10 protein-coding genes are annotated in these 12,297 nt (G+C 72.7%); 1 reads left to right on the top strand and 9 read right to left on the bottom strand.

Annotation, left to right across the window (positions count from 1 at the left end):
* Positions 1 to 107: 107 nt before the first annotated feature.
* Entirely contained in the window at positions 108 to 983 is an 876-nt protein-coding gene (locus tag AB5J53_RS16380; RefSeq protein WP_369252266.1) for a RimK family alpha-L-glutamate ligase, read from the top strand.
* Here AB5J53_RS16380 and AB5J53_RS16375 read toward each other — a convergent pair.
* The 9 genes from AB5J53_RS16375 to AB5J53_RS16335 are packed head-to-tail and all read right to left on the bottom strand — an operon-like array spanning position 964 to position 12,235.
* Positions 964 to 1,569, bottom strand: a complete 606-nt coding sequence (locus tag AB5J53_RS16375) for a hypothetical protein (RefSeq protein ID WP_369246391.1) — start codon at positions 1,567 to 1,569, stop codon at positions 964 to 966. The genes AB5J53_RS16380 and AB5J53_RS16375 overlap by 20 nt on opposite strands.
* Complete coding sequence (locus AB5J53_RS16370) at positions 1,475 to 2,380, bottom strand: FkbM family methyltransferase (protein WP_369246390.1); 906 nt, start codon at positions 2,378 to 2,380, stop codon at positions 1,475 to 1,477. The genes AB5J53_RS16375 and AB5J53_RS16370 overlap by 95 nt, the downstream gene beginning before the upstream one ends.
* The gene (locus AB5J53_RS16365; protein ID WP_369246389.1) at positions 2,377 to 2,604 is read right to left on the bottom strand and encodes a Trm112 family protein; all 228 of its coding nucleotides are present in this window, start codon (positions 2,602 to 2,604) and stop codon (positions 2,377 to 2,379) included. Before AB5J53_RS16365 ends, AB5J53_RS16370 begins: the two co-directional genes overlap by 4 nt.
* On the bottom strand, positions 2,601 to 3,506 hold the full coding sequence (locus AB5J53_RS16360; protein WP_369252264.1) for a hypothetical protein: 906 nt from the start codon (positions 3,504 to 3,506) through the stop codon (positions 2,601 to 2,603). The genes AB5J53_RS16365 and AB5J53_RS16360 overlap by 4 nt, the downstream gene beginning before the upstream one ends.
* Before the next feature lie 15 nt (positions 3,507 to 3,521).
* On the bottom strand, positions 3,522 to 4,256 hold the full coding sequence (locus tag AB5J53_RS16355) for a class I SAM-dependent methyltransferase (protein ID WP_369246388.1): 735 nt from the start codon (positions 4,254 to 4,256) through the stop codon (positions 3,522 to 3,524).
* A complete protein-coding gene (locus AB5J53_RS16350) occupies positions 4,253 to 5,827 on the bottom strand; it encodes a condensation protein (RefSeq protein ID WP_369246387.1) in 1,575 nt (524 codons plus the stop codon). Before AB5J53_RS16350 ends, AB5J53_RS16355 begins: the two co-directional genes overlap by 4 nt.
* Positions 5,824 to 10,332 carry an alpha-(1->3)-arabinofuranosyltransferase family protein gene (locus AB5J53_RS16345; protein WP_369252262.1) on the bottom strand — a complete coding sequence of 1,503 codons (4,509 nt, stop codon included), beginning with the start codon at positions 10,330 to 10,332 and terminating at the stop codon, positions 5,824 to 5,826. The genes AB5J53_RS16350 and AB5J53_RS16345 overlap by 4 nt, the downstream gene beginning before the upstream one ends.
* Complete coding sequence (locus tag AB5J53_RS16340; RefSeq protein WP_369246386.1) at positions 10,329 to 11,087, bottom strand: class I SAM-dependent methyltransferase; 759 nt, start codon at positions 11,085 to 11,087, stop codon at positions 10,329 to 10,331. Before AB5J53_RS16340 ends, AB5J53_RS16345 begins: the two co-directional genes overlap by 4 nt.
* Entirely contained in the window at positions 11,084 to 12,235 is a 1,152-nt protein-coding gene (locus AB5J53_RS16335) for a glycosyltransferase family 4 protein (RefSeq protein ID WP_369246385.1), read from the bottom strand. Before AB5J53_RS16335 ends, AB5J53_RS16340 begins: the two co-directional genes overlap by 4 nt.
* Between the last annotated feature and the right edge of the window lie 62 nt (positions 12,236 to 12,297).

Here is a 12,297-nt window from a genome sequence, read left to right as displayed (position 1 = left end):
TGCGGCTTCACCAAAGGTGAAGGTCAAATGGGTTGCCGCGGTTGCACGGCTGGTTGTTACCCTGCGGCGGGATCGTCCCGAGATGTCCTACGAGGATGGAGACCGCCGTGGCCCGTGTCGCGCTCGTCAGCTACAACCCGGGCGAGGAGCCCGGCGCGGATCGGGATCTGCCCGTGCTCAGGGCGGCCCTGGAGGACGCCGGAGCCGAAGCCGTCGTCGCGTACTGGGACGACCCCGAGGTCGACTGGGCGGGCTTCGATCTCGCCGTGATCCGGTCGACCTGGGACTACAGCTGGCGGGTGGCGGAGTTCGTGGCGTGGGCCGAGCGGTGCGGTGGGCTCACACGGCTCGCGAATCCGGCGGGGGTCGTGCGGTGGAACACCGACAAGCGGTATGTCGGGGATCTGGCGGCGGCGGGTGTCCCGGTCGTGCCGACCCGGTATCTCGCGCCGGGTGACCCCGTCGAGCTGCCCGAGGACCAGGAGTTCGTCGTGAAGCCCACCGCCGGTGCGGGAGCGCGGTACGCCGCCCGGTACACCCCCGAGGAGCGGGAGAGGGCGATACGGCAGCTCGCGCGGATGCACGCCGAGGGGCTGACCGCGATGGTGCAGCCGTACGTGAAGAACATCGACGTCCGTGGCGAGCGGGCGTTGCAGTTCTTCGGCGGTCGGCTGCTGCACGCCAGCCGGAAGGGTGCCGTGCTGGAGCCGGGGACACCGTTCGACGGGGACAAGGTTCCCCATCCGCGGCTGGCGTCCTGGGAGCCGACCCTCGCCGAACTGGCCGTCGCCGAACGGGCGTTGGCCGCCGTGCCGGACGGGGCCGACGCCCTGCTCTACGCCCGCGTCGATCTCGTCGACGGCGACGACGGCGAGCCCCGGGTGATGGAGCTGGAGCTGGTCGAGCCGAATCTCTTCCTCTGGCTGCACCCGGAGTCGCTGCCCGTCGTCGTGGAGGCGATCCTCAAGGCCGCTGCCCTTTGACGGCCACCCGTTGCAGCAGCCCCCAGGTGAACTCCGCCGCGCATTCGTGTCGTACGCCCGACGGGTCCGGGGCCGTGAAGGCCAGACCCCAGCGGGTCGGGGCCGTGCCCTCCAGGGGGCGGGCGGGGGCGAAGGCGCGGGCGGCCTCGTCGACCGTGCAGGACCAGGGAGTGAGGTCGTCCAGGGTCTCAAGGACCGGGCCGGGGGCGCCGGGGGCCCGCACCAGCCACTCGTTCCAGGCCACTCCGTTGGGCGCGACGAGGACCTCGAAGCGCAGGTCGGGCCAGAGGGGGACGGGCCAGAGCAGGGCCTCGCAGGCCAGGTCGCCGATCTGGCGGGGGGTGACCGACTCCGGGGCGCCGAGGATCGAGCGGTAGCGGGAGGTGGCCGCCCGGGAGCGCGGGGCGTGCAGCATCGCCTGCCAGCGGCGGTTGGCCTCGCGCATGTCGGCGATGGAGACGCCCAGCTCGTGGCGGGCGTCCTCGACGAGGTCAGGGTTGTGGTCGGCCATGCGGCGCAGCAGGACCAGCTGGAAGTCGAGAGGGGTGAAGGGGGTGGTGGGGCGTTTGGCCGGCATGAGGTCCATGGTCGCGTACGTGGGCCTCGCCCGGACGGCGCCCGTCGGGCAGGAACAGGACCGAGTTGACGTAACGGGGGCCGTGCGGCGGCAGCACCCGGCGCAGCAGGCCCTGGGAGACGACGTACGACGTCTGCGCCTGGTGGGCCTCCAGGGGGAAGGAGGCCAGGGGCAGCCAGGCGGCGCCGGGGAGCACCCACCCGGCGTAGCCCTGCTCGGCGAGGTGCTCGACGACCGGGGCGATCGGCTGGATACGGGACTCCAGTTCGATGAAGAGAGCCGGGCGGTCGCGGGTGAGCAGGGCCCGCGCGCCGCGCAGCACCGCCAGCTCGTTGCCGTCCACGTCGATCTTGATGAAGCCGACGTCGCGGAGGCCCAGGCTGTCGAGGGTCAGGCAGGGGACCTTCAGCGCGCGGGCGTGGATGTCCCTGCGCACGAGGGAGGACACGCCTCGGTCGCCCGCGTCGTCCGGCGGCAGCCACAGCTGGGCCGTGCCCCGGTGGTCGGAGGCGGCGGCGCTGATCACGCGGACGTTCCCGGGGGTGGCGGCGGAGAGGAGTCTGGCCAGGTGGGGGACCGGTTCGACGGCCACCACGCGGCGGGCTCGGCCGGCCAGTCGGCGGCTCCAGGGGCCGTACCAGCCGCCCACGTCCACCGCCGTGCCGCAACCGGGTGGGCACAGGTCGGCGAGCCGGGCCAGCTCGGGTTCGAAACGCGGGTAGACGAGCCGGGCGGTGGCGGCGACCAGACGGGTGGGGAGCAAGGGGGCGAGGCGGGCGGCCAGGGTCTTCTTCACGCGACCGGTCCTGGGGTCTGTCATGGGGCCATCCGTTTGAGGAGTTCCTCGTGTTCGTCCTCCGTGACCTGCTGCCCGGAGGACGGCAGCAGCTGAGGGATGCCGTCGACGATCGGGTAGCGGCGGTGCAGGCGCGGGTTGTAGAGCGCCTCTTCGGCTGCCACGGACTCGTCCGGTACGAGAAGGTGCAGGGGCCCTTTGTCCAGCGGGCAGGCCAGGATCTTCAGCAGCGGGTCGTCGGGGTTCATGGGGGTGTCAGCTCCTTGGCACCGATGGGGGGTTGGGGCGCTTCGTCGTGCTTGGGCATGGCCAGCAGGACCGACACCGCGAGCGCGGTGCCCGCGAGGCGCAGGGCGAGCCGCACCGGTTCGTGCGGCAGCGCCTCGCCGAACGCGAGCGTGCCGAGCACCGCCGTGAACAGGCAGGTCACCGTCGTGCAGACGGGCACGATCAGCGAGGCCCGGCAGCGCTGCAGCGCCGCCTGCGACATGACCAGGCCGAAGGCGCCGGTGAAGAGAAGGAGATAGGGGTACGGGGAGCGGAGGAGGCCGACCACCGCTCCGCCCAGGTCGCTTGTCGTCAAGTAGCTCGACACGCCCTTGATGGCGAGCGAGCTCACGCCGTACAACAGGCCCACCGCGACGCCGTATTCGACACCCGTGGTCGGCATGCGGTGCCGGTGCTTGGAGCGGCGCTCGGCGGCTCCGTACAGCCACACGCCCAGCGAGAGCGACGGCAGGCAGACCGTGAGGATCAGCGGCACCGGGGCGCTGCGGCTCACCGTGTCCGTGCCCTCGCGCAGGGACAGCACGACCATCAGCAGAGCGGCGAGGATCGCACCGAGCGCGTACCGCTCGCGGCCTGTCGTCTCCTCGCCGAGCAGCCGGGAGGAGAGCAGCACAAGCAGGACAAGGCCGGAGACGAAGATGCCCTGGGCCGCGGCGATCGGAAGGGTGCGGTAGACGGCGAGCTGGGCGCCGAAGCCCGCGGCGAGGGCCAGCGAGCCGCCGATCCACAGGGGGCTGCCGAGGACCAGCCGCAGCAGCCGGGCCGGGCGGCGGATGTCCACCTCGGGCAGGGCCGCCAACGCGCGTTTCTCCAGGACGAATCCGGTGCTGTACAGGACGTTCGCCAGCAGGGCCGCGGCCACTCCCCACCACATGGGCTACGTCCTTCGCGCGTGCAGGAGCAGGATGGAGGACAGGGACGGCGCGGCGCAGGCCAGCCGGTCCAGGGGGCGCAGCGGGCGCGGTACGCCGTGGAAGGGCGCACCCGCCAGGCGTACGACCTCGAAGCCCGACGCGGTCACGAACTCCCGCAGCGCACGGGCCGTGTAGAGCCGCAGATGGCCCACGACCTCGCTCCCCGGTCGGCCGTGGATGGCGCGCAGACTCACCTCCGAGAAGACCGGTTGGACGCCGGCGAGCAGCAGGGCGCGGTTGTACCAGGCGGCGAGGTTCGGGGTGGAGAGCATCAAGTGGCCGCCGGGACACAGGATTCGGCGGATCTCGTCGAGCGCGCTGTCCGGGTCCACGAGGTGCTCGACGACCTCGCTGAAGAGCACCGCGTCGGCCGACTCCGTCCTGAACGGCAGCCCGCCGTCGGTGAGTTCGCCGCGGATCGCGTACGGCATATGGGCGTGGGCGCGTCTGAGGGCGTCCTGCGACCAGTCGACGCCGATCAGGCGGTGGCCGGCGAGGAGGGGGGCGGCGGTCGCGGCCGCGGTGCCGTCGCCGCAGCCGATGTCCAGGACGGTCTTCGCGCCCGCCGTGGCCGGGCCCAGCGCGGCGGCCAGCATGCGGGCCTGGCGCAGACTGCGCGGGGTGCCCGAGGCGACGGGGACGGCGGGGTCCTCGTAGAACTCGCGAAGTCCGCGCCGTGCCGGGGCGGTTGTGGTCATGGGGTGTCCCCCTCCGTCGCGTGCAGGTAGTGCTCGAAGAGGTCGCGGAGGTGGGCGCCGTCGCCGTGACTGAGCAGGGTGCGGGACCAGCGCAGGGCGAGGTGCAGGCGGCCCGCGGTGGATGCGGTCGTGACGGTCAGGCCGCGGGGCATGCGGGCGGGGGCCGAGAACCAGACCGCGTGGGCGCGGCCCGCCGCCTCGCCGAAGTCCAGGGGGTACGGGATGCGGCCGATGTTGCTCAGCAGCGTGGTCGAGGTCCAGGGACCGGCCGCTCTGCGCAGGCCTCTGGTGACCGCCGCGCGCCACGCCACGGGGACCACGGGGGCGGTCAACAGTGCCGCGCCGTGGCCGAGTTGGGGACGGTCGAGGGATTTCAGCGCGCGGGTGCGGTCCGCCGTGCGGCGCAGCAGCTCGCTCATCCTGTGCGCGTCCACCTCCTCGGGGGCGAAGGTGACTTCTACGAGCCGTGTCCCGTTGCCGATCGGCATGTCCGCGTCGCGCGGGCGGTCGTCGACGGGCATCGTGATGCGCAAGGGGCGGGGACGGGCGCCGTGTTCCCTGTTCCAGTGGGCGAGCATGAGGGCCGTGGTGGCCATGAGCTGGTCGTTCACCGTGTACGGGGAGCCCTTGGGGCGGCGCGGGACGTTCAGCTCGGTGACGAGCATGCCGTTGCCGGGGGAGGGCTCGGGGGTGCCGTGGGCGACCCTGGCGGGTGGGGTCCAGGTGGAGGGGGCGTCCACCTGGGGGGTGTCCGTCGCGTCGGGGGTACGCACCGGGGGTGCGGCGGGGGTGTTGTCCTTGCCTCCGTACAGCTCGGCCGCGGTGGCCAGGATGCGGAGGCAGGCGGGGCCGTCCAGGGCGGTGTGGTTGATGGTGAGGAAGAGGACTGTGCCCTTGGCGTGTGGGTGACCGGGGGTGGGGCCGGCGTGGGGGCGGGACGGCGAGCCCGGCGCCTGCGGGGTGCCGCTCTCTGTCGGACGGGTGCCGCCCCGAGCGGGCATGCCCGCAGCCATGTCGGCTGCGGCGGTGCCCGGCGCTGCTGGAGCCGCTGAGGGCGGGGAGCCGTCCCTGGCTGCATGCGTGCCTGCGGCTGAATCGGTGCGCTTGCCCATCGTGGCTTCGCCCACCGCGTCCGTTGCCTCGCTTCCCACCGCCCGGCCCGCGCGCTGCACCACCTCCAGGCGTATCGGTGGGGAAAGGGAGAGCGGCGGTGCTTCCAGCAGGGCCCTGGTCCGGGCGTCCCGGAGTGCGTCGGAGTCCGCGGAGGTGAACGACACCACCTCCACGTCCGGCCCCGGTGTCAGTTCCCACTCGTAGCGGCGGCGGTACCAGGGGCCCGGGGCCTCGCGCATCAGGATGCGGGGGTGGCGGCGGAGCGCCCGCGTGAACGCCGTCCTCAGTCGGTCCGGGTCGAGACGGCCCGGCAGGTGGACCTCGATGTGGACCGTCTCCGGTTCCTCCTCCTGGAGGCAGTGCCGGGCGACCTCGTCCACCACCGGGAACGGGATGCGTACGGGGGGCTGGATCGGACCGTCGGTGCCGTCCCGTGCCGGGTGCTCCACCGCTGTCATGTGGCCTCGCCCCTCCCCGTGTCCTCCTGGGTGCCGGGTACCTCGGGCGGTGTCGCCCTGAACCTCGGCTTGCGGAACGCGATGCGCGCGGTCGGGGGGTCCGGCTCCGGCTGGGCCGAACCCGGACCGCGGGCCGAGACGATAGGGCCGACGACGGCCCCGGCCCCGGCCCCTTGTTCGGACGCGCCGGGCTTCTCTCCGGCCGACTCGGCCCCCGCGCCGGGCTTCTCTCCGGCCGACTCCGCCCTCGCGCCGGGCTTCTCCTCGAAGCCCCCGGGCAAGGCTCCCGGCCCCCCACTCTCCCCCCGCATCCGTTGCGGCAGCGGTGCCGTGGGTGCCTTCGAGGAACCCGGTGGCGCCTCCCACCGCGAGCTCGCCGACCCGGAGGCGTCCGGCTCCCGTACGCTCACCAGACCGGCGAACAAGCCGATCAGCGCCAGCAGTTGGGCCGCGGGGCCGAACGCCCCCTCGTCCGCCGACACCGGCGACCCCGCCCCCGTCGCGGCGGCGATCCCCGCCCCGGCGAGCGCGAGGAACGCGATCGGTACGAGCAGGGTGTGCCGCCGTCGGGCGAGCACGGCCAGCGCCGGGACCAGCAGGGCGAAGAAGCCCGCGATGACGATGCCGACCAGGGTGAGCGCGACCAGGCCCGGCCACAGCCCGGGCAGCGGCGGTACCGGCTGCGGCTCGTCGGGGTTGGGCGAGCGGCGGCGCCACAGGACGAGGCCCGCCAGAGCGGCCACGGCGACCCCGCCGCCGATCAGCCCGGCCTCGTACGTCGTCGACGGCTCGTACGACAGCTTGACCGTGCCGCCCGCGCCGGACGGGATCTGCCAGCCCTGCTGCCAGCCGTCGAGGCGTACCGGCGTGAGCTCCTTGCCGTTCAGCGTGGCCTTCCAGCCGTCGTTGTAGTTCTCGTACGTCGTCAGGTACGAGGCCGCGCCCGAGCCGACCGTCACCTCGCGGCGGTCGCCCAGCCAGTCACGTATCTTCAGATCCCGCCCGGCGGTGGCCGCCTCCGCGACCGTCCCGCGCGTCAGCGTCACGTCCGTGAGGGCCAGCGGACCGGCGTCGCCCGCCTCGACCCGGTGCGAGCCGTCACTCAGCTCCAGGGCCGGGTCCGTACGGCCTTCCTGGCAGAGCGTCACATCGACCGCGCGGCGCTCCACCAGATCCCGTACCGTCCCCTTCGCGCTCGTCTCGAACAGCTTCCCGTCGACCGCGACGACCGGACCCCTCCCGCAGGGGAGCGAGAACTTCCGGGTGCCGGACGGCTGCGGGGTGCGGTACTGGTCGAGGCCCGGGATGTAGGCCTCCGTCAGTCCGACCGGGAGCTGCAGGTCGTCGTCGGCGACCGGGTTGTGGACGGTCAGCGGTGCGGTCTCGGTGATGGTGATGTCGAGGTGGTCGGTGGTGATGGGGTCGAAGCGGGCCCAGCCGTTCTCGTCGACCCCGACGATCGCCGCCCCGTCCGGGGAGCTGATGTTCACCTTCGTCGGGCGGGTCGACAGGCCGCCCGCCGGGGCCAGCACGATGGACGAGACCGGTTGTTTGTCGGGCCAGCTCAGGTGGATCGTCGGATTGCCGCCCGCGATCCACGCCGTCGTGAGGTCGCCGTCCGTGAGGTTGCGCGCGGACAGGCCGGCGCCCAGCTTCGCCGTGGAGTCCGCCGTCGCGACGATCCGGCTCTGCTGCTCGGGCGCGACCTCGTACAGCAGCTTGTCGAGGTCCTCGCCCGGGACCGGGACCGCGCTCGCCTTCATCTCGTACGTTCCCGCCGTCGAGGTCGAGAAGCTGCGGTGCAGGCCCGCCTCGGTGCCCGTCGGGGAGAGCCCGGTGGGGTCGGTGGTGCGGTGCAGGGAGACGATCTCGGAGGAGGCGTCCGAGCCGGAGGCGTCCGTCGGCAGCCGCAGCAGGCGGGTCACCTGGACGTCCGGGAGGTCGATCTCGGAGAAGCCCGCGCCGGTGAGACCGGCGTGCTGCTCGGTGGAGTCGACGATCGTGATCTTCAGCCAACTCGTCGACCCGGGGCGGGCCTTGATCGACTGGGTCATGCCGTTCGGCTGAAGATAACTGGTGACGGAACCCTTCTCCGTCTCGACCCGCACCCGCGTCGCCGCCGACCGGACCCCGTCCTGAGGCAGCGGAGTCACCTTGAACGACGACGGCACGTCGACCGACCCGTCGAAGCGGATGCGCAGCCACTGCCCGTTCGCCGAGCCGGCCGCACCCTCGGCCCACGCGGTGTCGGGGTTGCCGTCGAAGGCGTTCACGGGGTCGTACTGCGGGAGGTAGAAGAGCCAGTTGCCGGTGGACGACGCCGTGACCGAGCGGGCGCCGCGCAGCTGCGCCACCGTCTGGTGCCGGATGCCCTTCGTCGGCAGGATCTGGTGCGGCTTCTTGCCGGGGTCCTGGACGCTGTCGCTGTCGTTGCGCTGGTCGCGCGTGTAGGTGTACGAGGTGTTGGAGTTGACCAGGCCGAAACGGGTGTCGGCGCGTCGCAGCCCGTCGCCCACCACCTGTACCTCGGACGTGCCGAGGCCCGGATGGTTGTCGCCGGTCAGCACGGCGGCGCGGCCGCGCATCGACGGGTCGGCGGCCAGCGGGAGGAGCGACTCGGGGCCGCCGGACACGACGGCCGTGTCCGCGATCGGCTTCAGCCCGGCCTGTCCGGGCCTCGGTACGTCCTTGTCGGTCGGCTCGTAGATCTCGACGGCGCGCTGGCGCGGATACAGGCCCTCGACCTGCATCGGGGTGTCGTTCGCGATCCGGCCGCCGGTCATGATCGGCCCGAGGCCGGTGACCCGCTGGTACCCGGACTGCTCCAGGGTCCGCTTCACGGTCGCGGTCGGGACGTAACCGAGTTGATCCGGGTCCAGGTCATTGCGTACGACGACGTAGTAGAGCCCGGCGCGGCTCAAGTAGTCGGCCAGGCCCGGGACGTCGCCGCCCGTCATCAGCGCCTGCTCGACCGCGTCCATGGCACGCCGGTTGCCCGCGGTGCCGAACGGGACGTAATCCCGCTCCGCCCAGCGGGAGTCGGCGAGCACGTCGAGGGGCTCGTCGACGGGGGAGCCCCAGGTGTAGATGCCGTGCGCGGTGGCGGGGACGACGAGGGCGCGGGAGTCGGGGGAGTACTTCTCCAGCCAGTCGGCCGTGGCCTGCCAGTACTTGGGGAGCTCCTGGAACGAACCCGGCTGCAGGATCGACCCGTTGAGGTAGGGCCAGGCGAGCCCCGGCAGTATCAGCACGGCCGCCACGAGGGGTGCGAAGCGGCGGCCGCGTACGGGACGGGCGCCGCGCGTCTCGGAGGCGACAGCGACCAGATGCGCGAGGCCGAGGACCAGGGCGAGTGCCAGTCCCGTCTGGAACTTGTAGATGTTGCGGAAGGGGACGAGCCAGCCGTTCAGCCAGTCCTGGACCACGCCGTGGAAGGGCGCACCGAACGAACCGCCGTACCCGGCAAGGGTGACGAGCGCGACCGACAGCACGGTCAGCACGAGCCAGCGGCGCTCGGGCATGTCACGTCTCGCGAGGCCCGCGAGACCGAGCCCGGCCGCGAGCGTCGAGCAGATGATCACGATCACCGAGGACGCGACGGTCCAGCCGGCCGGCAGCCAGGCCTCGCCGAAATGCAGATACGCGACCCAGTTGCCGGCGCCGCGCAGCGACTCGGTGGCCGACATCGTGGCCGTCGTGGTCTGTGAAGTCTCGATGTAGGGAAGGAAGTTCTCGCCGTACATGCCGAGCATCAGCAGCGCGATCCACCACCAGGCCGTCGCCAGGATCACGCCCGGCACCCACCAGGCGATCAGCTTGCGCTGCCGGGGCCCGCGCGGCCGGGAGAGCAGATACAGCCCGACCGGAAGCAGGGATGCCAGGGTCGCGGCCGCGTTCACGCCGCCCATGAAGGGGACGATCAGCGCCGAGCGCAGGGCCGCGATCCGGGCCGTGTAGCGCTCGTTGGTGAGCGGCAGCAGGACCCAGGGGAGGAAGGCGCCCGGCAGCGCCGCGGCCGAGGTCGAGCCGACGACGATCGTGAAGACCGGCCACAGCGCGTACGCGGCGGCGGCGAGCAGGCGCGAGGCCCCGCTCCCGATCCGCAGCCGCTCGGCGAGGCGCAGGGCGCCCCAGAACGCGACGGACACGACGATCGACAGCCACAGCCGCTCCGCGAGCCACACCGGCAGGTGGATCAGCTTGCACAGGCCGTAGAACGGCAGCATCGGCCAGACGTAGCCGACGTACTGGTCCTGGATGCCGCCGAAGCCGCCCCGGTCGTGCCACAACTGGCCCAGATCGGAGAGGAACTGCCAGGGGTCGAGCGCGACACCGAGCTTGGTGTCGAAGGTCGTCCGCCCGGGGTGCACGGCCAGGAACAGCACGAACACCACGGCCCAGAAACCCAGCAGCCACCGCCGCGAGCGCGGCCCCTCGGGGGGCCCTGAGGTGGTCGCGGCGGGGCGGACGGCTGCCGGGGGAGGAGCCTGGACCGTGCTCGTCATGGTGGACACCGCCGGAGGATGAGGAGGAGGTTCCAGGTGGCGAACTCGCGCAGTACCGGTGTCCTGGTGACAGCGGAGGCGAGGAACGGCCAGTAGCGGGAGCGCGCCGCGACGACCGTGACGTCGTCGCGGCCGCGCACCTGCCGCAGGGTGGTGCCGATGTGTACGGCGAAGAGGTTCTCGCCGAGGGTGTGCTTGGCTGCCTTGCCGGTACGGCGCCGGTAGCGGGCCCGCGCCCGCTCGGCGCCGAAGTAGTGCCAGGGCGCCCATTCGTGACCGCCCCACGGGGACAGCCAGTTGGTGAACGACACGTAGATCAGCCCGTCCGGGCGGGTCACGCGCACCATTTCGCTCAGGAACGTCTGCGGATCGGCCACGTGCTCCAGGACATTGGAGGAGAAGCAGACGTCGGCGACCCCGTCCGCCAGCGGCAGCAGATACCCGTCCGCGACGACCGCCGAGTCGGGTGGCTTCGGCCCCAACTCCCCTACGTCCGGCTCGAAGAGATAGGCGCTGGCCCCGCGCCGCCGGAACTCCTCGGTGAAGTAGCCGCTGCCGCCGCCGACGTCCACGACGGTACGGCCCTCGACGGCGCCGCCGTACGCCTCGACCTGGTCGGCGGCGTCCCGGGCGAGTAGTGAATAGCAGGACTCGGGGTCGTCCTGCTCGTGCAGGAAGGCACGGAAGAGAGCGAGGGAGCGGCGTATGGAGGGGTCCTTGAGGCCGGTACCCACACCCTCGTCGGGGGCCGTCATGGCGTCCAGCCCCTCACCGCCTCCGCGGCCACCGCTCTGAACTGGCGGACCGTGTGGTTCCAGCGGTACCGGGCCGCGCGGTCGCGGGCGGCCTTGCCCATGAGGGTGCGGCGGTGGGTGGACAGGGCGAGGGTGCACCAGGCGGCCGCGAAGGAGGACTCGCCGGCGGCCAGCAGACCCGTCTCGCCGTCCACCACTGAGTCGCGCAGTCCGGGTACGTCGAAGGCGATCGCCGGGGTCTCGCGCGCGGCCGCCTCGGTGACCACCAGGCCCCAGCCCTCGACCGCGGAGGGATGCAGCAGCAGCCAGGCGGCGCACAGCAGACGGTGCTTCTCGGCTTCGGAGACATGGCCGGTGAACTCGACCCCCGGGCCCGCGAGTTGCTCCAGGCGCTCCCGCTCGGGGCCGTCTCCCACGATCACCAGCCGGCCGCCGGTGACCGGGCGGACCCGCTCCCACAGCCGCAGCAGCAGATCGATCCGCTTGTACTCGACGAGCCGCCCCATCGCCACGAACAGCGGCTCCGGCGAGCGCGAGGCCCGCGGCCCCGGCTCCTCGACCCCGTTGTGCACGACCCGGATGCGGTCCCGCTCGACCCCGATCGCGCGCAGGGCGTGTGCCGTCGACGGAGAGACGGCGACCAGCAGATTGCGGCGCTGCGCGCCGGCCAGCGCCCAGTGCTCGAGTCTTCGGCCGAGCCGGGCGGCGGGCGCCAGCGGCCCGCCGAACCGCATCTTCCACAGGTCCGTGTGGACGTGGTTGACCAGACAGAGGGTGGGGCCGTGGTGCCACAGCGGTGCGAGATACGGCATCCCGTTGCACACCTCGACAAGGAGGTCGCAGTCACCGACCTGGCGATGGAACGCGGGGCGGGCGCGCAGATAGTGGCCCAGGTCGCCGCCCGCCGAGACGACCCGGTAGTCGCGGTAGGCCGCGGGGCCGCCGCACAGCAGGGTGACCTGGTGGCCGAGCTCGGTCAGCCCGTCGGCCAGACGGTCGACGAGGAGTTCGGAGCCGCCCGCCGCCGGGTTGCCGAGATCACGGCGGGCGAGAAAAACGATACGGCGCGGCTGTGGGGGGAGCGCCGGGGGGTGCTGCGCGGGGCGGGGGAGCGCGGCGCGCAGCGAGGAAGGCACGTGCTGGGGCATGGGTGCTCCAACTCGTCTCAGGGTGCGGAACTCAGCGTGGGGGGTAGGGCGCGGTGCGGATC

It is taken from the genome of Streptomyces sp. R41, assembly GCF_041053055.1.
GTDB lineage: Bacteria > Actinomycetota > Actinomycetes > Streptomycetales > Streptomycetaceae > Streptomyces.
Note: the sequence above shows the minus strand (reverse complement) of the source record. Positions and strands in the feature narration are given on the sequence as shown.